General features: G+C 37.9%; 26 protein-coding genes and 1 riboswitch. Of the genes, 10 read left to right on the forward strand and 16 right to left on the reverse strand.

Features of this window, described 5'->3' with window-relative positions:
- The coding region (locus V6W77_RS07460) for a hypothetical protein (protein WP_334254260.1) at positions 1–824 on the forward strand (824 nt) is incomplete at its 5' end.
- Positions 825–919: 95 nt separating this feature from the next.
- On the opposite strand, the gene V6W77_RS07465 is transcribed toward V6W77_RS07460, so the two are convergent.
- The 3 genes from V6W77_RS07465 to queC are packed head-to-tail and all read right to left on the reverse strand — an operon-like array spanning position 920 to position 2,629.
- Positions 920–1,546 (reverse strand): 7-carboxy-7-deazaguanine synthase QueE, encoded by a 627-nt coding sequence (locus tag V6W77_RS07465; RefSeq protein ID WP_025235494.1) that lies wholly within the window; start codon positions 1,544–1,546, stop codon positions 920–922.
- A complete protein-coding gene (gene queD / locus V6W77_RS07470) occupies positions 1,546–1,968 on the reverse strand; it encodes a 6-carboxytetrahydropterin synthase QueD (RefSeq protein WP_283387012.1) in 423 nt (140 codons plus the stop codon). The genes V6W77_RS07465 and queD overlap by 1 nt, the downstream gene beginning before the upstream one ends.
- Positions 1,961–2,629: a 7-cyano-7-deazaguanine synthase QueC gene (gene queC, locus V6W77_RS07475; protein WP_283387011.1), complete on the reverse strand. Its 669-nt coding sequence runs from the start codon at positions 2,627–2,629 to the stop codon at positions 1,961–1,963. The genes queD and queC overlap by 8 nt, the downstream gene beginning before the upstream one ends.
- A 3-nt stretch (positions 2,630–2,632) precedes the next feature.
- Positions 2,633–2,677, reverse strand: a riboswitch (PreQ1 riboswitch).
- Positions 2,678–2,930: 253 nt separating this feature from the next.
- On the opposite strand from queC, the gene ubiK reads away from it, so the two are divergent.
- Together ubiK and pgi are read left to right on the forward strand one after the other, a co-directional pair.
- The gene (gene ubiK / locus V6W77_RS07480; protein WP_334254261.1) at positions 2,931–3,179 is read left to right on the forward strand and encodes a ubiquinone biosynthesis accessory factor UbiK; all 249 of its coding nucleotides are present in this window, start codon (positions 2,931–2,933) and stop codon (positions 3,177–3,179) included.
- Between the two features lie 39 nt (positions 3,180–3,218).
- On the forward strand, positions 3,219–4,859 hold the full coding sequence (gene pgi, locus V6W77_RS07485) for a glucose-6-phosphate isomerase (protein ID WP_283387010.1): 1,641 nt from the start codon (positions 3,219–3,221) through the stop codon (positions 4,857–4,859).
- A gap of 103 nt (positions 4,860–4,962) precedes the next feature.
- Here the strand turns inward: pgi and artM are convergent, their stop codons facing one another.
- From artM to artP, 4 genes are read right to left on the reverse strand one after another with little or no spacing between them, the layout of a single operon-like run.
- Entirely contained in the window at positions 4,963–5,646 is a 684-nt protein-coding gene (gene artM / locus V6W77_RS07490) for an arginine ABC transporter permease ArtM (RefSeq protein WP_025216874.1), read from the reverse strand.
- 1 nt (position 5,647) lies between these two features.
- Positions 5,648–6,319, reverse strand: a complete 672-nt coding sequence (artQ, locus tag V6W77_RS07495) for an arginine ABC transporter permease ArtQ (RefSeq protein ID WP_025216873.1) — start codon at positions 6,317–6,319, stop codon at positions 5,648–5,650.
- A gap of 4 nt (positions 6,320–6,323) precedes the next feature.
- Positions 6,324–7,052, reverse strand: a complete 729-nt coding sequence (locus V6W77_RS07500) for a transporter substrate-binding domain-containing protein (protein ID WP_334254262.1) — start codon at positions 7,050–7,052, stop codon at positions 6,324–6,326.
- 20 nt (positions 7,053–7,072) lie between these two features.
- Positions 7,073–7,804, reverse strand: coding sequence for an arginine ABC transporter ATP-binding protein ArtP (gene artP / locus V6W77_RS07505; RefSeq protein WP_025235487.1), 732 nt, complete (start codon positions 7,802–7,804; stop codon positions 7,073–7,075).
- Positions 7,805–8,015: 211 nt separating this feature from the next.
- On the opposite strand from artP, the gene V6W77_RS07510 reads away from it, so the two are divergent.
- The 3 genes from V6W77_RS07510 to V6W77_RS07520 all read left to right on the forward strand — a co-directional run bounded on the left by V6W77_RS07510 (position 8,016) and on the right by V6W77_RS07520 (position 12,321).
- On the forward strand, positions 8,016–9,737 hold the full coding sequence (locus V6W77_RS07510) for a protein-disulfide reductase DsbD (RefSeq protein WP_334254263.1): 1,722 nt from the start codon (positions 8,016–8,018) through the stop codon (positions 9,735–9,737).
- 18 nt (positions 9,738–9,755) lie between these two features.
- The gene (locus V6W77_RS07515) at positions 9,756–10,325 is read left to right on the forward strand and encodes an elongation factor P hydroxylase (RefSeq protein WP_334254264.1); all 570 of its coding nucleotides are present in this window, start codon (positions 9,756–9,758) and stop codon (positions 10,323–10,325) included.
- A 220-nt stretch (positions 10,326–10,545) separates the two neighbouring features.
- Positions 10,546–12,321 (forward strand): AMP-dependent synthetase/ligase, encoded by a 1,776-nt coding sequence (locus tag V6W77_RS07520; protein ID WP_334254355.1) that lies wholly within the window; start codon positions 10,546–10,548, stop codon positions 12,319–12,321.
- Positions 12,322–12,383: 62 nt separating this feature from the next.
- Here the strand turns inward: V6W77_RS07520 and V6W77_RS07525 are convergent, their stop codons facing one another.
- The 5 genes from V6W77_RS07525 to fabB form a co-directional block, all read right to left on the reverse strand.
- Positions 12,384–12,728 (reverse strand): RidA family protein, encoded by a 345-nt coding sequence (locus tag V6W77_RS07525; protein WP_025235483.1) that lies wholly within the window; start codon positions 12,726–12,728, stop codon positions 12,384–12,386.
- A 10-nt stretch (positions 12,729–12,738) separates the two neighbouring features.
- Positions 12,739–13,239, reverse strand: a complete 501-nt coding sequence (locus V6W77_RS07530; protein ID WP_025216866.1) for a membrane lipoprotein lipid attachment site-containing protein — start codon at positions 13,237–13,239, stop codon at positions 12,739–12,741.
- Positions 13,240–13,304: 65 nt separating this feature from the next.
- On the reverse strand, positions 13,305–14,342 hold the full coding sequence (locus V6W77_RS07535) for a branched-chain amino acid aminotransferase (RefSeq protein WP_334254265.1): 1,038 nt from the start codon (positions 14,340–14,342) through the stop codon (positions 13,305–13,307).
- A gap of 492 nt (positions 14,343–14,834) precedes the next feature.
- Complete coding sequence (locus tag V6W77_RS07540) at positions 14,835–16,103, reverse strand: NRAMP family divalent metal transporter (RefSeq protein ID WP_334232032.1); 1,269 nt, start codon at positions 16,101–16,103, stop codon at positions 14,835–14,837.
- Between the two features lie 339 nt (positions 16,104–16,442).
- Positions 16,443–17,660 (reverse strand): beta-ketoacyl-ACP synthase I, encoded by a 1,218-nt coding sequence (gene fabB, locus V6W77_RS07545; protein ID WP_283387001.1) that lies wholly within the window; start codon positions 17,658–17,660, stop codon positions 16,443–16,445.
- A gap of 221 nt (positions 17,661–17,881) precedes the next feature.
- Here fabB and V6W77_RS07550 point away from each other — a divergent pair, with 221 nt between their 5' ends.
- Positions 17,882–20,413 carry a class I adenylate cyclase gene (locus tag V6W77_RS07550; RefSeq protein ID WP_334254266.1) on the forward strand — a complete coding sequence of 844 codons (2,532 nt, stop codon included), beginning with the start codon at positions 17,882–17,884 and terminating at the stop codon, positions 20,411–20,413.
- Positions 20,414–20,472: 59 nt separating this feature from the next.
- Here V6W77_RS07550 and V6W77_RS07555 read toward each other — a convergent pair whose 3' ends face one another.
- The 4 genes from V6W77_RS07555 to V6W77_RS07570 all read right to left on the reverse strand — a co-directional run bounded on the left by V6W77_RS07555 (position 20,473) and on the right by V6W77_RS07570 (position 25,120).
- A complete protein-coding gene (locus V6W77_RS07555; RefSeq protein ID WP_334254267.1) occupies positions 20,473–21,630 on the reverse strand; it encodes a chorismate mutase in 1,158 nt (385 codons plus the stop codon).
- Positions 21,631–21,752: 122 nt separating this feature from the next.
- Positions 21,753–23,822 (reverse strand): oligopeptidase A, encoded by a 2,070-nt coding sequence (gene prlC, locus V6W77_RS07560; protein ID WP_334254268.1) that lies wholly within the window; start codon positions 23,820–23,822, stop codon positions 21,753–21,755.
- Positions 23,823–23,941: 119 nt separating this feature from the next.
- Positions 23,942–24,682: a pyruvate formate lyase 1-activating protein gene (gene pflA / locus V6W77_RS07565; RefSeq protein WP_334254269.1), complete on the reverse strand. Its 741-nt coding sequence runs from the start codon at positions 24,680–24,682 to the stop codon at positions 23,942–23,944.
- Positions 24,683–24,787: 105 nt separating this feature from the next.
- The gene (locus V6W77_RS07570; RefSeq protein WP_188157559.1) at positions 24,788–25,120 is read right to left on the reverse strand and encodes a helix-turn-helix domain-containing protein; all 333 of its coding nucleotides are present in this window, start codon (positions 25,118–25,120) and stop codon (positions 24,788–24,790) included.
- A gap of 134 nt (positions 25,121–25,254) precedes the next feature.
- Between V6W77_RS07570 and V6W77_RS07575 the strand changes: the two genes are divergently transcribed.
- The 3 genes from V6W77_RS07575 to V6W77_RS07585 are packed head-to-tail and all read left to right on the forward strand — an operon-like array spanning position 25,255 to position 26,391.
- The gene (locus V6W77_RS07575) at positions 25,255–25,881 is read left to right on the forward strand and encodes a DUF805 domain-containing protein (protein ID WP_334254270.1); all 627 of its coding nucleotides are present in this window, start codon (positions 25,255–25,257) and stop codon (positions 25,879–25,881) included.
- Between the two features lie 22 nt (positions 25,882–25,903).
- Positions 25,904–26,134: a hypothetical protein gene (locus tag V6W77_RS07580; protein WP_334254271.1), complete on the forward strand. Its 231-nt coding sequence runs from the start codon at positions 25,904–25,906 to the stop codon at positions 26,132–26,134.
- A 2-nt stretch (positions 26,135–26,136) separates the two neighbouring features.
- A complete protein-coding gene (locus tag V6W77_RS07585) occupies positions 26,137–26,391 on the forward strand; it encodes a hypothetical protein (RefSeq protein WP_334254272.1) in 255 nt (84 codons plus the stop codon).
- The last annotated feature ends 40 nt before the right edge of the window (positions 26,392–26,431 follow it).

The following is a 26,431-nucleotide window of genomic DNA, read 5'->3' on the forward strand; positions in this document are numbered from 1 at the left end:
AAAATGCTCCTCAGGTAGAAAATGCTCCTCAGGTAGAAAATGCTCCTCAAACAGAGCTTACTCCGCCCGTACCACAGCCACAATCACAAAAAATTGACGCTTCTTTTGAGAAAATTGGTTCAGTAAAACTCAATAAAGACGCTCAAACTCTTGAGCTTAGTAGATTCACTTTGGTGGATCAAGCTGGCACAAAGCCAAAATTTGATGTGGTAAGCGGTAAACAAATTATTGAAGAAAAAGATTTTCTCGTATTAAATTTGGCTGATATTAATGCTGAACAACTCTCTAGCGATTTTCTTATCCGCAGTAGCGATGATCTATTCTATGGCTACTATAACGATACAAATAGCAAAAACCTTGTCGATGCTGCCGATAAATTCAGTCAATATTTTGTCGTGTATGATGAGAAACGAGTAAATAATAATATCTCTGATAAATTAAAAGCAACTTACCATAAAAAAGAAGGATTTGTATATGGTTCAAATCCACATACTAAAGAATTTGCCGCACGTATCAGCAAATTGGGTGATGTAGAAATTCAATTTGAAAATGGTCAAGCTCAAGGAAAAGTGAAAGACGGGAATTCTGATATATTTACTATTAAAGGTGATATAAAGCAGTTAGAGATTACCCCAACAGAAGGTAACCCAATTATTACGGCAATTTTAACCCAAAATCAAAAAAGCTATACTCCAGGAATGGAAAAAGCAATTATGGAAACTAAGTTTATTGATTCAAAGGCTGGTAATTCTGACCAAAAATACTTAATCGGTGAAGCAAAAAGCGATAATTGGCAAGCTATAATGGTTAGCGAGAAAAAATAAAGTTATCTTCTGCTAAAAACTGAAATAAAAAGACTGAGTCTGGATAATATCGGCTCAGTCTTTTAAATTGAAGAAAATCATCTTCTAACTTCTACTTATTCAATCCCCACAATTTTATGCGTTTGGATACTTAGTTGCCATTTAGGCTTATTTGGACGCTGATTTAATAACCCAATCTGGGTGATGGTTTCCAACAAATTCATTTTTCCCTCTTTTTCACAAGGCGAAAGGTAATAATGCTCTGCTTTAATTTTATTTTCCAATTGCTCACAAAACGTTTGAACCTCACCATCCACTACTACTCGCACTTCATTAGCAAATTCAATGCAACGGCGTTGATATTTTTCTTGATACATTCGTTTTGGGCTAGTTGCTATATAATCAATTTGCGGTGGTATTTCCTTTAAACCGTTAGTTTCAATCGCTAAAAAATAGCCTTCTTTTTTTAGTTGATTAAGTAATAGCGATAAATTGGGCTGAATAGTTGGCTCTCCACCGGTGATGATGATATTTTTTGCCGAATAACTTCTTACTTTGGCAAGAATCTCATTTAACGTCCATTGCTCAAATTGATTGTAATTGGTGTCGCACCACGGGCAAGTGAGATTACATTTGCCAAAACGCACAAAAATTGAAGGCATTCCGGTGTTAAAACCCTCGCCCTGCAAACTCTCAAAAATTTCAACAATCGGAAAGCTTGGGTTAGAAATCAGTTCTGCCATTATTTGCTGTACTCACAATAAGACGTTGGCGTTTCCCACAGGCGAATTAAACTTACCGGCAACCCTACTTTCTCGAGCTTTTCAAACATATATTTTGCCATTTCTTCTGCTGTCGTCCGGCTTGGAATACCGTAAACTTTCGATTTTAAATCGATAAGCAATTGTGCCACTTGGCTTTCGCGTTCGTTGTGTAAATCGTAGATAAAGGCGTGATCCATCGGCTCTAAAATATGGGTTTTCACTATTGCCTTTAGATCCGAATAATCCATCACCATTCCACGTTTTGCTCCTTCTTGGAACAGTTCTCCTGCTACTTCAACTTGCAATTTATAAGTATGTCCGTGCAGGTTTTGGCATTTTCCATCGTGTCCATCAAGCATATGTGCCATATCAAAACTAAATTCTTTTGCAATTTTAAACATTGGATTGTCCTCTTTCCGCCAAATATTCATTCAAACCTTTTTCTCGCAAAATGCAACTCGGGCAGTCGTGGCAACCGCCTTCAATGCCTAAATAACAAGTGTGGGTATGCTCACGAATATAATCAAAAGCCCCTAATTTATCGGCTAATGCCCAAGTTTCCTTTTTAGTCAGATACATTAATGGTGTGCGAATATTGAAGTTATAATCCATTGCTAAATTTAGCGTAACATTCATCGATTTCACGAATACATCTCGGCAATCCGGATAGCCACTAAAATCGGTTTCACACACACCGGTAAAGATAGTTTGGATACCCTGCCCTTTAGCATAAATGGCGGTATAAAGCAGAAAAAGTGCATTACGCCCATCAACAAAAGTATTAGGCGTGCTACCTTGTTGCTCAATTTTAGCACTATTATCCATTAACGCATTGGTGGTAATGGCTTTAATCACAGAAGTATCAATGAGCGTTTGTTTCACGCCTAAATCTTTGGCGATCCATTCAGCTTTTTCAAGTTCAATAGAATGGCGTTGTCCATATTGGAAAGTAACCACTTCCACATTTTCTTTACCAAATTCAGCAATGGCTTGGAATAAACAAGTGGTAGAGTCTTGACCGCCTGAAAAAATCACAACGGCTTTTGGAGTTTGAATTGTCATTTTATGTCCTTAGTTTTTTTGCGTGGGAGGTTTGCGAACCACGAATTAGTCAATACAAGCGGTTACAAAAAACATCGCTTTTTGAATGTTGGCTTTGCCAACGGCAGCGAAGTTGTGAACAATCCTTACAAGGATTGTGAATAATTTTGGCTTATATTTTACGAAAGGCGGCATTTTACAGAGAAATAAGATAAAAGGCTATTTAAATAGCACCAACTAACGCAATAAATCAAAGAATTTACTTTCTCTTATACCTAAAATTAACTAGAATTAGGATAATTTTATTGTAAGGAATTAGAAAATGCTCACGCCTAAAAACTTAGAAGCTATTGCTCAACAATTACACAATGCGTTACCCCAAAGTCTAAAAAATGTAGGTAACGATCTAGATGAAAAATTCAAACAGATTCTACAAGCTCAGCTTGCTCGCCTTGATGTAGTAACTCGTGAAGAGTTTGATGTTCAATCGCAAGTTTTACTTCGCACGCGCGAGAAATTAAATGAATTAGAAAAGCGTCTTGATGAATTAAATAAAGATGCTCAATCCTAAACCGATTTCAATTTGTAAATTCGTAAAAGGAAATAAAAAATGCAGAAAATCAATCCTGTTCAAACCTTTGCTTGGAATGCTTTGACTCAGCATAAAGCAGATAACCTCTCCATTCCTCAACTTTTCGCCGAAGATGCCAGCCGTTTTGATAAATACTCCCTTCGTTTTGAAAATGAATTGCTGGTCGATTTTTCTAAAAATGCGATTAATGACAAAACCTTAACCCTTCTTCGCCAATTAGCAAATGAATGTGGTCTGGATTCAGCTAAAAAGGCAATGTTCTCAGGTCAAAAAATTAACCGTACCGAAAATCGTGCCGTTTTACACGTAGCATTGCGTAACCGTTCTAATACGCCAATTGCTGTTGATGGTAAAGATGTAATGCCGGAAGTGAAGGCTGTATTAGCTAAAATGAAAGCGTTCTCTGAGCGTGTGATTTCAGGCGAGTGGAAAGGCTATACAGGCAAAGCGATTACCGATGTGATTAATATCGGCATTGGTGGTTCAGACTTAGGACCTTATATGGTAACAGAGGCATTACGTCCTTACAAAAATCATCTGAATATGCACTTTGTATCAAATGTCGATGGCACTCACATCGCAGAAGTGTTACGCAAGGTAAATCCTGAGACGACCTTAGTTTTAGTTGCTTCAAAAACCTTTACAACGCAAGAGACGATGACTAACGCCCTTTCAGCTCGCAAATGGCTATTGGATTTTGCTAAAGATGAATCAGCGGTGGCAAAACATTTCGTGGCACTTTCAACTAATGCGAAAGAAGTCGCAAAATTTGGTATTGATACTGAAAATATGTTTGAGTTTTGGGATTGGGTAGGTGGTCGCTATTCACTTTGGTCTGCAATTGGCTTATCTATTGCCCTTTCTCTTGGCTTTGAAAACTTTGAGCAGCTTCTTGCCGGTGCTCACGCAATGGATCAACACTTCTTATTAGCTCCAATTGAACAAAATATTCCAACAACGTTAGCTTTAGTGGGGATTTGGAATAACAACTTCTTAGGAGCAGAATCTGAAGCAATTTTACCTTACGACCAATATATGCACCGTTTTGCGGCTTATTTCCAACAAGGCAATATGGAATCAAACGGTAAATTCGTGGGTCGTGATGGTAAGCCTGTTACGCATCAAACAGGTCCTATTATTTGGGGTGAACCCGGTACAAACGGTCAGCACGCGTTTTATCAATTAATTCATCAAGGGACTAAATTAATTCCTTGTGATTTTATTGCACCGGCTCAAACGCACAATCCGTTAAGCGATCATCACAACAAATTACTTTCTAACTTCTTTGCTCAAACTGAAGCACTCGCATTTGGTAAATCCAAAGAAGTAGTAGAAAAAGAGTTCTTGGACGCAGGCAAAACGCTTGAAGAAGTCGCTGAAATTGTGCCGTTTAAAGTGTTCACTGGTAATAAACCGACTAACTCTATCTTAGTACAAAAAATCACACCGTATAGCTTAGGGGCATTGATTGCTATGTACGAACACAAAATTTTTGTACAAGGCGTGATCTTCAATATCTACAGCTTCGACCAATGGGGCGTAGAGCTTGGTAAACAACTCGCTAACCGCATTTTGCCTGAGCTAGAAAATAATGAAGAAATTACCAGCCACGATAGCTCAACCAATGGCTTGATTAACCAATTCAAGGCTTGGAGATAACCAATACAAGCGGTTAAATTTTCATAAAATTTTGCAACTCGCAATCTATAAAGTAAAAGCGGACAAATCTGTATTTGTCCGCTTTATTATTGATATTAACTGATTAGGCTTTTTCTACTTCAAGTCGCTCGAAGGCTAATACTTTGCTTTCTAATTTTCTGAGGATTACCGTCATAATGCCTGTAATCACTAAATAGATCACACCAGCCATTCCGTAAATGGTTAGAGCATCATACTCCGTGCCATATAATTGGCGAGCGTAGCCCATAATATCCATAATCGTAATGGTTGAGGCAAGCGATGTACCTTTGAAAACTAATATAATTTCATTACTGTAAGATGGTAAAGCTCGTTTTAACGCATAAGGAATTAAAATTTTAAGCGTATCTAAACGGCTTAAACCCAATGCTGCACAGGTTTCCCATTGTCCTTTCGGAATCGCCTTTACCGCACCGTGAAACAATAATGTCGTATATGCGGCACTGTTCAATGATAATGCCAATACGGCACAGAACCAAGCATCTGAAAACAATCCCCACACAGCACTTTGCGTGATCCACTCAAATTGTCCCGGTCCATAATAAATCAGGAAAAACTGAACTAACAATGGTGTACCTGTAAACAGTGTTAAGAAACTATTAACCACCCATTTTACCGGGCGATTTTCCATTGAAAGTAAAAAAGTGAGGCTTACTGCCAATATAAAACCAACAACCAATGCCACTGCCATTAAAGCAAGACTGGTTGGAATACCCTGTGCAATCACGCTCAAATATTCTTGCCACATATTATCTGCCTCCTCTTTCAAAACGAGTAAAACGCAATTCAAGACGGCGGATAAATACCTGGCTGATTAAGGTAATCGCTAAATAAATCAAGGCTGCTAAACCATACCAAGTGAACGGCTCGTGAGTACGAGTGTTAATCAAGTCAGTTTGACGCATTAAATCGTGAACACCGATAAGCGAAACCAATGCGGTATCCTTCAGTAATACTAACCATTGGTTACTCAACCCAGGTAAAGCGTGTCGCCATACTTGAGGCATTACAATATGAATAAAAGTATAACTGCGGCTTAAACCAAGAGCTGCTCCAGACTCCCACTGCCCAAGCGGAATAGCTTGAATTGCACCACGCAAACTTTGTGAAGCATAAGAAGCAAAAATGAATGAAAGTGCCACAACACCACAACCGAACGGTCCAACTTCAACATATTGCCCTGTCAGCAATTCCAATACTTCAGGCGTACCAAAATAGATCAAAAAGACAACCAAAATTTCCGGTAAGCCGCGTAGTAATGTTAAAAAAGTACTCGTTGCTTTACGCACAACAGCCCACTTACTAGTTTCTAAGGAAACAAAACCAATAGACAGCACAAAGCCAAGTAGTAAAGAACAAACCGCTAACCCTAAGGTCATTAGGGTTGCGGTGTAAATTAAGGGAAGATAATCAGTAAACATCAGATTATTTTGTCATCCATTTATCGTAGATTTTTTGGTATTCGCCATTCTCTTTAATCGCTTTAATACCTTTATTCAAACTTTCAACCAACTCAGCTTTTGATTTATTTAACGCAATACCTAAGCCGTTGTTAAAGTATTTTTTATCGGTAATTTTTTCGCCAATAAAACCTAACTCAGGGTTTTTATCGAACATTTCTCTTACCACATCAGTATCACCAAAGATAATATCAATACGTCCATTTTTCAGGTCTAAAATAGCATCTTGTAAACTAGCATAAGATGACACTTCATATTGCTTCGCTTCATTTGCGATATATTGTTGATAAGTTGTACCGTTTTGTACCCCCACTTTTTTCGCTGTTTCAAGCGTTAAACCTTTATCTTTTACCGCAATAAAGCTTGCAGAACTTTCATAATATGGCTCAGAGAATAACACCTGTTTTGCACGAGCTTCTGTGATATCAATTGCTGAAATTGCTGCATCAAAACCACCACGACCTTTCACTAAACTTGGGATTAATGAGTCAAACGACATACTTTTGAAGTGGCAAGTCGCATTAATTTCTTTACAAATCGCATTGGCGATATCCACATCAAAGCCGATAATTTCACCTTTCTCATTGGTTAATTCAAAAGGCGGGTAGCTTGGCTCCATTGCAAAAGTAATTTCTTGCTGTGCGTTTGCCATTGCGGAGGTGGCAATTAAAGTCGCTAAAAGTAATTTTTTCATTGTTGTGTTCCTTATTTTTATTAGGAGTGTGAAAGATAATTTGCAAACTCAGCGGTTTTTGGTTGCATAAAACAACTTGCATCGCCTTGTTCAATAATTGAACCTTTTTCCATATACACCACTTTCGTTGCTACTTTGCGAGCAACACCAACTTCGTGGGTTACAATCACTTGCGTGATGCCTGTTTGTTGAAGTTCTTTAATAATATCAACAACTTGAGCAGTAATTTCAGGATCAAGGGCTGCAGTCGGTTCATCAAAAAGTAGTACTTGTGGCTGCATCATTAGGGCTCTTGCAATTGCCACACGCTGTTGCTGACCACCGGAAAGATGCAGAGGAAAACGATCTGCAAACTCGCTTAAACGTAAACGTGCCAAGTGTGTTTTCGCACGGCTTGTTGCTTCTTCTTTGCTTAACCCAAGCACTTTCATTGGAGCTTCAATTAAGTTTTGCATTACTGTCAAATGTGGCCATAAGTGATATTGTTGAAATACCATTCCCACTTCACGGCGTAATAAACTTACTTCTTTACTATTTGTTTTCGCGGCTAAATCAAATTTATGATTTGCAATTGCTAATGTGCCGGATTGCGGCACTTCCATTAAATTTAATGTACGAATTAAGGTACTTTTGCCTGCCCCACTTGGACCAAGCAAGACAACTGTGTCGCCTTTTTCAATCTCTAAATTAATGTCAAATAAGGCTTGGTTTGAGCCGTAAAAAAAATTGACATTTTGAATGCGAATTGCCATTCGTTAAAATCCTACTACACTTTAAAATAATGAATGAATAGTAATTATTATTGCATAAATATGCAATAACTTTTTTATTTTATTGTAATTTTTTACTAAAAAATGACCGCTTGTCGAAGTTAAAAGAGTACAAGCGGTTCAATTTCTTCAGAATTTTGCAATTTATTGCGTTATAATCCGCTCAATAGAATTTTAAAATGCTTGATTGAATATGATTAAGACGCTTTTTTCCCTATTTGTAAGCCTGTTGATGATAGGCTCATCTCACGCAGGGCTTTTCTCTTCTAAACCTAAATTTTTAAAAGCGGAAGAAGCCTTTGTTTTTTCGTTAGAAAACCGCAATGAAAACCTGCTACTTAATTGGAACATTGCCGAAGATTATTATCTCTACAAAAAAGAGATCAAAATTACACCACAGAATATTGAACTTGGCGACATCAAATTCCCAGCGGCTGAGCAGTATAATGACGAATTTTTCGGGCAGGTTGAAATTTACCGCAACGAACTACAATTAGCCGTGCCGTTTAAAGAGGTTAAAGATAATGCAGCTATTGAGGTGGTTTATCAAGGCTGCACCAAAGGTTTTTGCTACCCACCCGAACGACTAGAACTGAAATTCGATAGTATTCTTACCGCAAATCCTGAAGAACTGGCAGAACAAGCGGTTGAAAATAGCGAAAATTTTGCAAAATCAGAACAAGATAAACTTGCCGATAAGCTATCAAACAACCGCTTTTCGATTTTTTGGTTCTTTGTGCTTGGGTTAGGTTTGGCTTTCACGCCTTGCGTACTGCCAATGTTACCGTTGCTTTCTGCCATTGTGATTGGCAATAAAGAACGCCCTTCTACCGCAAAAGCCCTCTTGCTAAGCCTAGCCTATGTTCAAGGTATGGCTCTAACTTATACGTTACTTGGCTTAATTGTAGCGGCAATTGGTTTGCCATTCCAAGTCGCACTGCAAAGTCCACCTGTATTGATTAGTTTATCCATTGTTTTCATTTTACTCGCTTGCTCAATGTTTGGTTTGTATGAAATCAAACTACCAAATAGCTGGCAACAAAAACTGAATGCGATGAGCCAAAAACAGCAAGGCGGTGCATTTGGCAGCGTTTTTGTAATGGGTATGATCGCAGGATTAATTGCTTCCCCTTGCACTTCAGCCCCTCTTTCAGGTGCATTGCTTTATGTTGCTCAAAGTGGCGATTTATTAACCGGAGGATTAGCTCTTTACTTGTTAGCATTAGGAATGGGGCTTCCGCTTATTCTTATTACACTATTTGGTAATAAAATTCTGCCGAAATCAGGCGAATGGTTGCTAAAAGTCAAAACTGCATTTGGCTTTGTTATGCTTGCACTGCCTGTATTTTTATTAAGCCGCGTGTTGCCAAGCCACTATGAACCCTTTTTGTGGTCGGCACTTGCCGTCGCATTTTTGATTTGGTTATTAGAGACAATTCCATCTCGCTCTATAATGCAAAAAATCATCAAAATCTTTTTACTCATAGCATTAGCCTTTGCCGCTAAGCCTTGGACAGATTTAGTTTGGAATGGCTCTCAAATCGAGAAACAAAATACTCAACACTTAACGTTAGAGCAAATTCACTCACTTGCAGATTTAGAGGCAAAATTGACCGCTTCCAAAGGTAAAAAAGTGATGCTAGATCTCTACGCAGATTGGTGTGTTGCCTGTAAAGAATTTGAAAAATATACATTTACAGATACTAATGTTCAGCAAAAGCTCAATGAGATGGTTGTTTTACAGATCGATCTCACCAAAAACTCCACAGAGAACATTGCATTTATGCAACATTTTAATGTATTAGGTTTACCTACAATCCTGTTTTTTGATGAAAACGGCAATGAATTAAGCCAATCTCGTGTTACCGGTTTTTTAGAAGCGAACCAATTTTTAGACCGGTTAAATAAACTTTAAAAGAATAAAAGGAAGAAAATGAATCAAGAAAACCACAAAATTGAAGATATTATTCGCATTTTTGATGACTGCTTTGCTACCGAATACAATACTCGGTTAGAACGTGGTGGCGATTACCCTATCTATTTACCTGCCTTTTTGGCAGAAGATGGCGTAAAAAGTGAACGCCCTTACAACGTGATTTTATTTGCTCACGGCTACTACAGCAGTGCATTGCACGAAATTGCCCATTGGCTGGTTGCTGGTGAAGAACGCCGAAAATTAGAAGATTTCGGTTATTGGTATGAACCGGACGGCAGATCTGCCGAACGCCAACGTGAATTTGAGAGTGCGGAAATTAAGCCTCAAGCAATAGAATGGGTACTCGCGACCGCTGCCGGCTTCCGCTATTTTGCGAGTGCCGATAATCTCTCCGGCAACCCGGGCGATAATTCTGCATTCAAACAAGCAGTATATGCTCAAGTAAAAACTTACGCAGAACGAGGTTATCTCCCTAAACGAGCCGAAACCTTGCGTAAAGCATTATGTGCGTTTTATGGCACGCCTGATGTAATTGACTTAAAACAATTTAATATTGAACGGATTTAGTTGCAAAAATCTGAAAAAATATGACCGCTTGTAAACATTACAAGCGGTCTTTTTTGCAAAATTTACACACCAGACAATTTGCTAACATCATCTTCTAATTGATACTTCACTCCCAATCTAATTTCAGCGTACACTTGTTACTTTTTCCTAGATTTATCGGATAAAAATAGTTATATTAGAGTACACTTGTTCACTGAAATTTAAAATTAAAAACAGAATGATGACATCTTTAGACTTCCACTTTATCAATCGTTTTCACCAACAAGCTCAGAGGTTATCTCTCCAGCCTGCAGCCCGTTTTCTCCAAAATGGAAAATGGGTGGAGTTGAATTGGGTAACATTGCAAAAACATATTGATGAACTTTCTTACGCTTTGTTAGCTAGTGGTATTGAGGTGCAAGACAAAGTGGCTATTTTTGCACAAAATATGCCTCGTTGGACGATTGCCGATATCGGCACAATGCAAATTCGTGCCGTTAGCGTGCCAATTTATGCAACGAATACTGCTAAACAAGTTGAGTATATTTTAAACGATGCAGATATTAAAATTCTCTTTGTTGGCGATCAAGAACAATATGATATTGCTATTGAAATAGCGAACAAGTGTCCACTATTACAAAAAATAGTGGCAATGAAACAGTCTATTAAATTGCGTGATATCAAAATTGCTCAACATTGGCAAGATTTTATCAACGTATCGCCAAATGATACTGAATTGAATCAACGATTAAATGATAAACGTTTAGATGACCTATTCACTCTTATTTATACATCAGGCACAACAGGTGAACCAAAAGGGGTAATGCTAGATTATGCGAATTTAGCTTATCAGCTTCAGGCTCACGATAAAGCACTTCCGAACATCGATGAAAATGATGTATCGCTCTCATTTTTACCCATTTCTCATATTTTTGAACGGGCTTGGGTCTATTATGTTCTACACCGAGGTGCTATAAACTGTTATTTGGAAGATCCCCATCAAGTTCGTGATGCTCTTACTGCACTAAAACCGACTTTAATGTGTGCTGTACCAAGATTCTATGAAAAAATTTATGCGGCAATATGGGATAAAGTAAATCAAGCACCAAGCCACCGCCAAACCTTGTTTAATTGGGCTATTCGCTCGGCTCAATCCCATTTACTTGGTAAAAAAACAACTTTTTTAAACCGCTTGCAATACATCATTGCAGATAAATTGGTTTTATCCAAATTACGTTCTCTTCTCGGTGGAAAAATCCGTATGATGCCCTGCGGTGGTGCAACACTTGATCCTTCTATAGGTACCTTTTTCCAAAGTATTGGTATCAACATTAAACTTGGGTATGGTATGACTGAAACTACTGCCACAGTTTCCTGCTGGTCAGAGAACAATATCAATGTTCATTCAATTGGTATCTTAATGCCTGGTACAGAAGTTAAAATCGGTGAAGAAAATGAGATTTTAGTACGAAGTGGAGCCGTTATGAGGGGATATTACAAAAAGCCTGAAGAAACCGCTAAGACTTTCACGGCAGATGGATTTTTGAAAACAGGGGATGCAGGGGAACTCGATTCTCAAGGTAATCTTTATATTACAGATAGAATTAAGGAGTTAATGAAAACCTCAAATGGCAAATATATTGCCCCACAATATGTTGAAGGGAAAATTGGTAAAGATAAATTTATAGAACAAATTGCCATTATTGCTGATGCGAAAAAATATGTTTCTGCATTGATTGTCCCTTGCTTTGACAGCCTTGAGGAATACGCCAAGAAACTGAATATCCGCTATCAAGATCGCCTAGAGCTGATAAAAAATGCTGAGGTGGTTAAAATGTTCGAACAACGCATAAATGAATTGCAAAAAGATCTTGCGAGTTTTGAGCAGATACAAAAATTTACCTTATTATCTCAAGCATTTACAACTAAAATGGAAGAAATTACGCCTACATTAAAACTGAGACGAAAAGTGATTTTAGAACGCTACAAAGAACAAATTGAGCAAATGTATAAATAGCACAACTCTTTGAGTTTTAAGTGAAATTCACATAAAAGCAGATCGCAATGATCTGCTTTTTGTTATACAGCTGCTGTTACCACAATTTCCACTTTCCAGTTTGGATTAGCCAATTTCGCTTCAACCGCAGCTCTGGGCGGAGCATTATTTTCGGCAACCCATTCGTCCCACGCTCGGTTCATTTCAGCATAGTCTGTCATCTCTTTTAAATAAACCGTTGCCATTAAAATTTTGCTTTTATCGGTGTTAGCTTTTGCTAACCATTTATCAATTTCAGCCAATACTTGCTGGGTTTGAGTATAAGCATCGGCTGTTTCATCAAGTGGCACTTGCCCTGCTAAATATGCTACGCCATTGTGAATGGCGACTTCTGAGAAGCGATTACCAACTTCAAAACGTTGAATCATATTATTTCCTCTAGCTTTTTAAACATTGTCCTTTATAAGCTTTATGCCCTTTAACTTCCTGTCTAATCTCCATTTTTTGATTAGAAAAATCCGTTACCATTAATTCAATAGTTTTATTATTTTCAGTATCAGACAGAGAGCTAAATAAATTCTCTTCAAATTGTTGTAAAGCAGGATCACGCTGCAATTCAGCCCATATCTCAGCACGATGAGTGCGTTGTAATGACTGGGTTACGATACGATAAACAATTTTATTATTCTGTAAATTCCAACGTCCATTTTGTTGTATAGAATAAATAAAAATCGGTTTTTGGAGCGGGTAATTAATTGTGCCTTGATTGATAATATTACCGTTTGATGCAAACTTCAGATTATCTATCGTGCTAATATTAAAATCGTCGTAATTAATCGTACATTTCCAATTGCCAATTAATTGGTTAGAATTAGAAATGCTTGATGAACAACCGGCTAATGCGAATGCGGTTAAACCTAAAAAAATTAACTTTTTCATATTCTCTTAAAAAATAAAGCGGTAAAAAAATCTTATTTTTTGACCGCTTGTATGTGATATAAAAATTATTCTACTTTAACAATCCAGCCTTCCGGTGCTTCAACATCACCAAATTGAATGCCTGTTAATTCTGCATATAAACGGCGGGTAATTGGACCGACTTCCGTTTCAGAATGAAAAACGTGGAACTTATCTTTGTGCTGAATACCACCAACAGGGGTGATTACTGCGGCTGTACCGCACGCACCTGCTTCAATAAATTGATCAAGTTGGTCGATATACACATCGCCTTCAATCGCTTCCATACCTAAACGTTCTTTGGCAATATGGAGCAATGAGTATTTGGTAATACTTGGTAAAATTGACTCTGAAATCGGCGTGATAAATTTGTTATCTTTAGTAATACCAAAGAAGTTTGCCGCTCCCACTTCTTCAATTTTCGTGTGCGTTTTCGGATCTAAATAAATCGCATCGGCAAATTTACGGGTTGCCGAACTTTCTTCCACTGCTAATTCGTGTGGTAATAAACTTGCTGCATAGTTTCCGCCCACTTTTACGCCGCCAGTACCCATTGGAGCAGCACGGTCATAGTCTGTTGTGATAAAGTTAGATGGTGCTAATCCACCTTTAAAATACGCTCCCACCGGGCAGCAAAATACGGAGAAAATAAATTCAGGAGCTGCTCTCACACCAATGTTTTCGCCAACGCCGATTAAAAATGGGCGTAAGTAAAGCGTTGCACCAGAACCATAAGGACCTAACCAGTCTTGGTTTGCTTTAACCACTTCCTTGCAAGCACGGATAAATAATTCAGTCGGCACACGTGGCATTAATAAACGATCTGCCGTACGTTGCATACGTTCTGCGTTTTGATCAGGGCGGAATAAGTTGATTGAACCATCTTTGCAGCGGTAAGCCTTTAAGCCCTCAAAACATTGTTGTCCGTAATGTAATGCAGTTGAGCCTTCGTGAATGTGTAATACGTTATCTTGTGTTAATTCGCCTTCATTCCATTTACCATCTTTCCAGTGAGCAATGAAACGGTAATCTGTTTTGATATAGGAAAAGCCTAAATTTGCCCAATCTAACTCTTTTAATGCCATTGTTGTGTCCTTTTATTTTTTTAATGTTGCTAATTAATTCAGATATTCTAAAACAAAATGGAGGTTGAAGTAAGGATTTTTCAGAGAAATTGAGTGAAAAAATTAGGACTTAAATTTATATTTTTTTACACTTTATCAGCTATTAAATAGCCTATTCACTCGCTAACATTTTCAGATTGGAGAAACAACCAAGCACCATTGTTTTCCCTAATATAATCCTAATAATTTCAATGAGTTAATCTTACTAGATAAAAAGAAAACTTACTCCCCATCAGATTTAAATTATCTGCTTATACAAGCGGTCAAAAACGAATAATTTTCTGCAAAATATACCTATCTTTATAATGAATAGCTTTTTCGGTCGATGAGAAACGATTCAAATGAAGCTAGAAGGACTAAGCACTGTGGAATACAGCACTCAGTCCTTGAATTAAATCAATCTAACTTTTCGATACAGAGCTATTTTTAGCCGCCTTTTTCATCTCTATTAAATTAACCAATAATTCCAAACTGCTGTGCTAAGAATAATAATGCAAAAGCAGTTAAGTAAATTAAGCCAACGACTGCTAACCAGAATAATCCGCCTGTTACACGGTGCTCGCCTTTCAGCACTAATGAGAAGTTTAACCACGCAAAAATTGGCGTTGAAACAAACGATGAAATCATTGCAAATTTCAGCATTGTTGCTACATCACTCATAAATACACTAATAATTAAGATACCAATTGCTGATGTGAGTGTTAGCCAGATCGCTAATTCTGTTTGAGAATGCTCTTTACGGTTCGTTAAAATACGCAATGCTTCTGCATTCGCACGAGAATATCCGTCAATAACTGTAATGGTTGTACCAAACATACACATAAAGGCAATGAATGCAATTAACAGCTTAGACCAATCACCAATTGCAAAGGCATACATTTTGATCAATTGAGCAATGTATTTTACACCGGCTTGCTCAACTTGTTCGCCTGAACCATATTGTACCAATGCCCCTAATGCTAGGAAAACAATTGCTAAAATGGCTGTGCCAATATAGCCCACGTTGAAGTCAAAAATACCGTCTTGATAGCTGATTTTACTAAAACGTTTTTTAGCAATAACCCACATTGAGTTAATTGCTGAAATTTCAATTGGTGCCGGCATCCAACCCATTAAAGCAACAATAAAACCCAGTGCGGCTAAATTCCACGGAGACGGCTCAATAAAATCAGGGGCAACTGTAATTCCACCCTTTAAAGCCGCAATCACTACTGCAGTTACTGTTGAAACCGTTAGAGCAATCATAATCCATTTAGATAGAGAATCTAAGAAACGATATTTCCCTAAAAGCAATATTCCCCAGGTTACTACAATCACGATTGTCCCTGCCATTGGAATGCTTAAATCAAATGGAACACCTAATGCTGAAAAAATAAATTTTAAGATCGCAGCCGTAACAATGCCTACAGCAGCCGTATTAATCATTGCGGCAATCACATTTAGAATAAAGAAAATAACGAGATAAATACCACCCTTATCTTTATAACCTTCTAATAAACTTTTACCGCTTGAAAGTGTGTATTGCACGCCAAAACGGAAAAACGGATACTTAAACAAGTTCGCTAAAATAATAATAATTGCTAATTGCCAACCATAAATTGCACCGGCTTGGGTTGAAGCAACAATATGCGAGCCACCTACAGCCGCTGATGCCATTAAAATACCCGGACCCATTGCGGCAAACTTACTTTGCCAAGTTGAACGTTCTACTTGTTGTGTCATATATTCTCCAAAATATGTGTAAGACCTTTAATAAGGCTCCATTCTACTCATAAAATAAAGTAAAAAATAGATGACGAAAAATCTTGTTAAAAAAATGCTAAAATTATTATGCTGTTTAATAAATTGAAATTCTTTTATATGGCGACCAGAAAAATAATTTAGCAAAATTTAATGCTAAAAATATAACCATAAGTAGATAAAAATAAAATTTTAAATTTTTTATCAAAAATATGGGAAAGGTGTGAAACAGAGGTGAATTTGCAAATTTTTAGCCAAATTCAACCGCTTGTAGGCAATAAAAAAGTGCGTTACCGCACTTTTTTATCCATTAAGATGAGACTATTTTGAATAACGTTGGAATACTAAGCAGGCATTTGTACCACCGAAACCAAAGCTGTTAGACATAACAGTCGTTAATTCTTTATCTTGGCGTTCAGTTACAATATTCATACCTTCAGCTTGCTCATCAAGAGTTTCAATATTAATGCTTGGTGCGATGAAGTTGTTATCTAACATTAATAATGAGTAAATTGCTTCGTGAGCTCCTGCTGCACCAAGTGAATGTCCAGTCATTGATTTGGTTGAAGAAATAGCAGGCTTTTTATCACCAAATACATTGCGGATTGCCCCCAGTTCTTTTACATCACCCACTGGTGTAGATGTGCCGTGAACATTAATATACTCAATCTCACCATTTACCGTTGCCATTGCTTGTCTCATACAACGCTCAGCACCTTCACCACTTGGAGCTACCATATCATAACCGTCAGACGTTGCACCATATCCCACAATTTCAGCGTAGATTTTAGCACCACGGGCAAGAGCGTGTTCTAATTCTTCTACAACCACAACCGCACCACCACCTGCGATAACGAAACCGTCACGGTTTGCATCATAAGCACGGCTTGCTTTGGTTGGTGTGTCATTATATTTAGAAGATACCGCACCCATTGCATCAAATTCAGTTGCACATTCCCAAGAAAGCTCTTCCGCACCACCTGCAAAAACGATGTCTTGTTTGCCTAATTGAATTAATTCCATTGCGTGCCCGATACAATGAGCAGAAGTCGCACAAGCCGAGCTGATCGAATAGTTCACACCACGGATTTTATATGGTGTTGCCAAACAGGCTGACACGCTTGATGCCATTGTTTTCGTTACCGCATAAGGACCAATACCTTTCACGCCACGCGGACCACGCACCGCATCACACGCTACTAATTGACTATGAGCCGAACCTGTACCAGCACCGATAACTAAGCCCGTACGATCGTTAGAAATTTGTTCTTCAGTTAAACCTGAATCTTCAATCGCTTCTTTCATAGAAAGATAAGCATAAGCCGCTGCATCGCCCATAAAACGATAAATTTTACGGTCAATTAGCTCTGCCGGGTTTAATTTAATTGTCCCTGCAACTTGGCTACGCATACCTACTTCAGCAAAATCAGGCACGAATTCAATGCCCGATTTTCCTTCTTTTAATGAGGCTAACACTTCTTCTTTATTGTTACCAATACTTGAAATAACACCTAAACCTGTAATAACAACTCTTTTCATTTTGTTTCCTTCATCATTTTTTCTGAAAAAATAGTCAATTCAGCTTACACTTGTTCACTCAAATAAGCTACTAAAACTTGTTTATTTTACACTAAAATTATGACTGGTCTGAACTCTTTTAGAGAAAATTGTATTTTTTACTTTTTTGAGCTATTACCTTATACTATCATTACTTTTCAGCTAAAATGTTAAGTGGATCACATTTTAAAAAGGAAATTAGCGTGAAAACACTCTCCCTTGAAGCTACTACAGCAAAAATAGTAGAAGGAACTGCTATTAAGGCAAGTAAGGGAAATTTTTCCCAAAAATTAGCTTTAACTAAAAAAAGAATTGATAAACTTAATGCTTATCGCATTGAGCGGGCTATTAGTGCCAATAATCAAAGCTTTAGCCACGTTTTTTCATTGCTCCCATTACTTATTCATCTTAACCACCCAAGCTTACCTGCATATGTAGAAAATGCACCGCAAGGTATTTGGCATTTTGAATTATCTGATTATCAAAAAAACTCATTAATGTCTTATAGCTTTCACGAGGCTATTTCCGAACATCATTTAAAAAATCAAACTCATTTTGATGCTCTCTACTGTATGGGGAGCACGGGGTCTATTACTCAAACAAGTCTGTCAGATTTAGATTTATGGTTATGCTATTCAAACACGCTTACTATTGAACAATATAAATTAATGGAGCTTAAAATTACTAAGCTACAAGAATGGGCGAAAACCTTTGATGTGGACATTAATATTTTCTTAATGAACCCGGAGCAGTTTAAAACTCAAACTTACAGTAGTGGTGTAACAGATGAACACAGTGGTTCAGCTCAGCATTTTTTCTTGCTTGATGAATTTTATCGTTCAGCCATACTACTTGCAGGTAAACGCTTACTGTGGTTACATCTGCATAAAGATGAATATCAAACTGCTCATAATAATCCTGAAATTGATTTAAACGAATGGGTAGATTTTGGCGATTTCTCCAGTCTTTCTACGAGCGAATTCTTTGGGGCAAGCCTATGGCAACTCTATAAAGGGATCAATAACCCTTACAAATCAGCCATTAAGATTTTATTGCTGGAATGCTATGCCCACACTTACCCGAAAACAAAATTAATTTCAAAAGAGTTTAAGAAAAAAATTCTGAGTGATGAATCAATTGAATACCATTTTGACCCTTATCTAGCAATGCTTGAGCTAGTTACCGAACATCTTATTACTCGCAAAGAATGGGTAAAATTAGACCGCTTGCGTGTCTGTTTTTATGCAAAAGCGATTGAAGGGGAAATCAGAAAAAACTGGCGTACAGAAGCGTTACAATCTTTAGTTGAACAATGGTCTTGGAATGAGGCACAAACTACATTATTACAAAATCGCCTAAACTGGAAAATTAAGCAAGTGATGAGCCACGAAAATATGCTGATTGATCACCTGCTACAAAGCTATCGTAACTTAATCCACTTCGCTCGAAAATTCCATCTTAATCCGAGTATTATGACCAACGATACCGACATTTTAATGCGAAGACTTTACTCTGTATTTGAAACTTTGCCGGGTAAAGTGCCGTTAATCAATCCGAAAATATCGCCGAACGTAGCAGAAAATGCCGTAACTTTTATTGAAGTAAAAGCCGGTAGCTCAATGCAACCAGGTTGGTATTTAGTGAATCAAGCACCCAAAAGTCAATATGATTCAAACCTTCGCTATGTTCACTACAACAAAAGCCCGGTTAAACTGATTGCTTGGGGATTTTTTAACGGCATTATAAATGCCAATACCCATTTGCACACGGCGAGCAATAACCTAAATACGCAGAAATTACGCCAATTTATTACCGATTTACGCTTAACTTTCCCGATTCAAGCACCGGAGATGACACAGGAAGATATGTATCATCCGAATAAAATTCGTAACTTAGCGATTGCGATCAATTTAGTGCAAGATCCGACGGAAACCATTACTGACTTGCCTAAAAAAGTTTGCCAAAGTGATCTATTTAATTTTGGTAAAACGCAAAAAACCTTAGTCGGTAGTGTCAGCATTATTTACCGAAATGTTTGGAATGAAATCCGCACTCAACATTTCGACGGCGAAGATGCCATTTTAAAAGCACTGAAATTAGTTTCTAATCGAATTTATCAAAGTGCAGCCTCACCAAATTCCGTGAATATTTTTTGCTATAGTAAATATTTACGCAGCGATCTTCGTGAGTTTGTTGCTGATTTAGTGCATAAATGTATTGCAATTCAAACAGGTTGTTTACTGCACGCCGATGAGCTACGCCACTTAAAAATTGCGGGCAAAACGTGGCAAGTGATCTTCCGTAAACAGACGGTTGGCATTAAGCAGATTGAAGAACAAGCGGTCGAAAATCGTGAAAACGTTGCAAATCTAACCGCTGATATAGCCAAAGAGAAAAAACCATTTCCTCAAAAAATCAGCGAATTTGCCAGCGAAGGCTTTTTGCAATTCTTCTTTGAAGATAACCAAGATAGCAGTTTTAATGTGTATGTGGTTGATGAAAAAAATAGTGTGGAAAGTTACTATAATTGTTCCGGCAATAAAGAAGAAAAAATCCGAAAAATCAATAAATTACAACACAATAAACAGCAGAAGGAAAAAACAGATATCTCATTTGGCAGCTTTAACCACCCACAATTTTATCAACTTATTTCTCCTAATGGCGAGTTGTCTATTGTGCCGTTCCAAAGCCGCCAACATTTAGACTACCTCGCTGCTCAAGAAAGTAAATGCTAAATTACTCAAACATAATGAAGGGCTGTGTTTAAAAGCAGCCCTTCATTCATTTTTATTGATTAAAGCTTCACAGGCTCAATAATTTCACTCGGGTAGCAACCTAACACTTTAAGATAGCTAGTTACTTCTTCAAGTTCTATCAACGCTTTTTGCGTATTTTCGGAATGAATATTCGCTTCTAATTCCACATAAAACATCTCTTCCCAAGGCTTACCATAAATCGGACGAGATTCTAGTTTTGTCATACGGATATTATGGGTTTTGAATACCATCAACGCATCTACCAATGCACCGGCTTGTTGAGTGGTAGTCATCAATAATAAAGTTTTAGTTTGTACCTGTGGTGAGACTTTCACCGCTTCCTTAGATAACACAATAAAACGGGTGATATTATTCGGCTGATTGGCAATCTCGGTTTTAATGCTAGTTAAACCATAGAGCTTACCGCCATCTTCATTCCCTAGTGCCACAATATTAGGCTTATTCAAACGTGCTACCATTTGCATGGCGTGCGAGCTGCTTTCGCAATATTTAATATGCACTTTATCTAGGGTTGCCAAAAATTGGCTACATTGCTGAGCCGGCTGAGGGTGGGTGTAAACGGTATCTACTTCAGCTAAACCCACATTGCCGTTTGCTAATACACAATGTTTGATCGGGTAAGCCAACTCGCCCACTAAGGTTAAATCCGTATGCTGCAACAAATCATAGACTTCATTGATAGAACCTGAAGTGGTATTTTCGAGCGGCAGCACGCCAAACTCCGCCTCGCCCGAACTGACTTTTTCAAACACTTCATTAAAAGAGCCACAGCTTAGCTCCAGCAACGCCCCTTGATATTTTTTGGCAAATTGACGAGTTGCCATATTGGAATAAGAGCCACGCATTCCTAAAAAAGCAACTGACACCTGCTCTTCTTTCTGAGCGTTGAGTTTATTTTGCAGATAAGTTTGCTGAGTCAGCACCGAATCTTCAATAATGCGTTGGAAAATTTGGGTAACATATTGCGGATCGAGCTGATAATTCTCCGCTTCCGAAAAATTAACTAATTCTTGCAATAACGCTTTTTCACGCTCTAAATCTCGCAGCGGTTTTTGCGTGATTTCCTTGCTACGCACCACATCAAATGCCAAACGATGGCGTTCGGCAAGTAGCTTTAATAAATTGCGATCAAGGGTGGTAATTTGTGTTCGAATATCGGATAAATCTAAAGACATAGGTACATTCTCGTTATAATTAATGTTGGAAATTATAACCTGTTCCCAAAGAAAGAAAAGACAAGCGGTCAAATCTGCAAAAAATTTTGCAATTTTGACCGCTTGGTTGTTTTCATTTAACGCTAGTTTGTACCACAGGCTTCAGATGCCGTGTTACCCAAAATCCCTTTATGTCTGAGTAACGCATCGAGGGTTGGTTTTCTGCCACGGAAGCGTTCAAATAGCACCATTGGCTCTTCTGAGCCGCCACGGGTTAAGATATTATCTAAGAAAGATTGTCCGGTTTCCGCATTGAAAATACCTTCTTCCTCAAAGCGTGAATAAGCATCTGCTGAAAGCACCTCCGCCCATAAGTAGCTGTAATAGCCTGCCGCATAGCCACCGGCAAAAATATGCGAGAAACTGTGTGGCGTTCTTGCCCACTCCACGCCTTTTGCCACTGCCACTTTTTCTTTCACTTCTTTTAACAATGCCAATACTTGACCTTGTTTGTTTGGGTCGTACTCGGTGTGTAGGCGGAAATCGAACAAGCCGAACTCTAATTGGCGTAATACAAACATCGCCGCTTGGAAGTTTTTCGCCGCCAATAATTGCTCTAATTTCGCTTTTGGTAACGGCTCTCCAGTTTCGTAATGCCCTGAAATAAAGGCAAGTGCCTCTTCTTCCCAGCACCAGTTTTCTAAGAATTGGCTTGGTAATTCCACCGCATCCCACGGCACGCCGTTAGTGCCGGCAACATCGCCTACTTCAATTTCAGTCAGCATATGGTGAATACCGTGTCCAAATTCGTGGAATAAGGTAGTAACTTCATCGTGCGTAAACAATGCCGGTTTGTCGCCAATCGGCTTGTTAAAATTACAGGTTAAATAGGCAACCGGTTTTTGCAGTGAACCATCCGCTAAGCGTTTTTGGTTGATGCAATCGTCCATCCACGCACCGCCACGTTTGTTTTCACGAGCGTATAAATCAAGGTAGAACGAGCCACGCAAGCGGTCATTTTTATCAAAAATATTGAAAAAACGCACATCTTTATGCCAAACATCTACGTCTTGTTGTTCTTCCACACGCATACCGAAAACACGTTTCATCACCTCAAACAAGCCTGAAAGTACTCGGTTTTCAGGGAAGTATGGGCGAAGTTCTTCATCATTCACTGAATATAACGCTTGTTTTTGTTTTTCGCTGTAGAAAGTAATATCCCATAAATCCAAATGTTCTACGCTAAAGTGTTCTTTGGTAAATTTTTTCAATTCGCACAATTCGTTTTTACCTTGTGCTTTTGAGCGAGTGGCTAAATCGTTTAAGAAATCCAATACTTGTTGTGGATTTTCTGCCATTTTGGTGGCAAGGGAATAATCCGCATAGGTTTTAAAGCCAAGCAGTTGTGATCTTTCGTGGCGTAATTTTAAGATTTCATCAATGATGGCACTGTTATCCCATTTGCCTGCATTTGGACCTTGATCTGAGGCACGGGTTACAAAAGCTCGGTACATTTCTTCACGCAAGGTTTTGTTTTCGCAGTAAGTCATCACTGGCAGATAGCTTGGAAATTCAAGGGTAAAGCGATAGCCTTTTTTGCCTTTGCTTTCAGCGGATAATTTTGCGGCTTCAAGTGCCGATTCCGGCAAACCTTTTAATTGAGCTTCGTCAGTAATTACGATGTCCCAACCCATTGTGGCATCTAGCACGTTATTGCTAAATTGTGAGCTAAGTTCCGATAAACGAGCGGAAATTTCGCCATAGCGTTTTTGTTTATCTGCTGGCAGAGAAATGCCCGATAATTCAAAATCTTGCAGGCTGTTTTCTATCGCTTTTTTCTGTGCAGTCGAATAGTGAGCAAATTCAGGGCTGTTTTTTAATTTTAAGTAGCCTTGATATAAGCCTTGATGTTGCCCCGCCCAAGTGCTGTATTCCGATAATAATGGTAAACAGGCTTGATATTCTTCACGCAATTCAGGAGAGTTTTTCACCGCATTTAAATGCCCTACCGGCGACCACGCACGAGAGAATTTGTCGCCCGCCATCGCTTGCGGCATATAGAAGTTTTCCCACGTTGGGTTTTCAATTTTTGCCACCGCCTCAATGGTTTCACGGCACTCTTTAATCACGGCTTCCACCGCAGGTTTGATGTGTTCAGGTTTGATTTTGGAAAACTCAGGCAAGCCTGTGTAATTTAAAAGAGGGTTAGACATTATTTTTTCCTTTTATAGTCAAAATGAAAATTCGTATCAAAATAATACACAAAGTTGGAGAGAAAAGAAAACAAGCGGTCATATTTTGCAAAAAACCTACAAAATATAACCGCTTGTCTTTAGAATTTGACTGTGTGTCCGTAACTTTCAATAATTTTTTGGATACGCTCTAAATCTTCTTTCGGTGGTGGCAACACGCCGTCCAGATCATATTTATAGCCTAAGGTTTCCCACTTGTGTGCACCTAAGCGATGGTATGGCAATAGTTCCACTTTCTCAATATTATCCATTCCTTGAATAAATTGTCCTAAGCGATGAGCAGAATCATCATCGTCCGTATAGCCCGGCACAACCACATAGCGAATCCAAGTCGGCTTATTCATTTTGTGTAAATAGCGAGCAAAATCAAGGGTACGTTTATTAGACACACCAACCAAATCTTGGTGAATTTCATCGTTAAGCTGTTTTAAATCGAGCAACACTAAATCGGTCACTTCCAACATTTCATCCACTAATGGACTGTAATTACGGACAAAACCGTTGGTATCAAGGCAAGTATTGATCCCTTCCGCTTTACAAGCTCTGAACCAATCACGCACAAATTCCATTTGCAACACTGCTTCCCCACCCGAAGCCGTTACGCCACCACCGGTTGCTTTCATAAAATGCTTGTAAGTCGTTACTTCTTTCATTAGATCTTCAACGGTAATTTCTTTGCCACCATCCAGATCCCAAGTATCGCGATTATGGCAATATTTACAACGCATTAAACAGCCTTGCAAGAAAAGAATAAAGCGAATTCCCGGACCATCTACTGTGCCACAGGATTCATAAGAATGGATACGTCCAACAACAGACATTTACTTACCTCGAACCTCAAAAAATTTTGACAAATTGTAGCAAATTTTTAGATTGTTCGCAGAAATAAATCAAGCCATTAAACTTTACTCAGCGAGAAATCCCAACTATTTTTTGATCTCTTTCAGAAAATCAACTAATAGCGATTTTTGCGTTTGGGTTAATTCCTGCCAATATCGGTCGGCTTCATCGCTATTCCAATCAAATCCTTCCATACAATCGGCAAAAAAGTAACTGATCGGCGTTTTCAAAAAAGTCGCAATCGCCACCAAATGTGCCACGTTGATCTTATTCGCCCCACGCTCGTAGCGTGAAAGTTGTGGTTGAGAAATATCCACATACTCCGACAGCCTTTCCGCCGAATAGCCCATTTCTCTGCGTTTTTGTTGAATTCTTTGACCGACAAGACGGTCGATGTCTGATGCCACTGGTTGTGCCATTTTGCTGCCTACTCTGATTATTCATTTTAGGCATATTTTTTGTGATTTATTGCATTGACTGAATATGCTATAAGGCATAGAATACGCACATTAAATGCCTAGAAGGCATATTTTTCAATAATAGGAGTTTAAAAATGAATATCATCAAAGGAATCTTTGGATTTCAGGGAAGGGTTGGAAGAGCCTCCTTTACTCTATTCTTGTTATTTTTCTTTATAGGCTCTATAGCATTTAATCTAGCTATTCTTTTGTTAGTTGGTATGCGAGGAGAATTCGCTCTATTAGATATAATTCAGGAAGAGCCTGTATTCTATACTTCACTACTAATTGCTTTAGTTATTTATTTGATAATTAAATACTCTTATCTTACTAGAAGAGTTCATGATTTCAATAAGAAGCCAACAGAAAGTAAACTATATAACACAATACTCCTGCTTGATATCACTTCTTTTTTATTGATTATTTATTATCTTAATATGCAATCCAAAATTAATTATGATTTGATTGAACAATATCATTCATTAATGTTCTCTAGAATACAATCTGATATGGAGCAGGCAGAATATCTATTTATGTCATCAAATGAATTAAGAGATTCTCTATCACTACTGACTAATTCTGGAGGAGTTATTATTATCTATATGCTAATTTTAGGGCTTTCTTATTGTTGTGTAGTTTCACTATCTTTTCTTAAAGGTAACGATGGAGAAAATGATTTTGGGAAACCACAAGTTCCATTTTGGAAGAAAACAAATTCTTAATTAACCTAGATAGGAGAAAAGTATGCGTAATTTAAGAAAATTAGCTATTTTAGCTATTGGTTTAGGAACGTCTGTAAGTGCTTTTGCAGATTTTATTACTGCTTGGGAAGTATCTGATACTCAAGAGTGCGGGGTACAATATTGTAGATGTACATACGATGCCGATGGTCTAATTTTTACTATCAATATAAAATCAGGCTATTGTCCTTTGAGTATTCAAATTGATCCAGAAACAGGAAGATGGAGACGATAGCAATGAGCACTGAAATTCATATTATCAGCAATAATGTAGAATTGCATTCTGATATTATTTCTAAATTAGAAAAAGAAAATTATACATTCTTAGAAAAATATAGCGATAAGGCTACTAATGGGAAAAAGCACATTCTTATTTTCCATAAAGAAATATTTGATATTAATTTAGAAAAATTAAAAACTAATATAAAAAAAGAGCTAGATTCTATCATTCCCAATTTATATTCAGACATTGAAATTAAAGTATCTTACTAGTTGATTTTTAATATAAAGCAACTTAAATTTAGGTTGCTTT

Source organism: Mannheimia indoligenes, assembly GCF_036880405.1.
Lineage (GTDB): Bacteria > Pseudomonadota > Gammaproteobacteria > Enterobacterales > Pasteurellaceae > Mannheimia > Mannheimia indoligenes.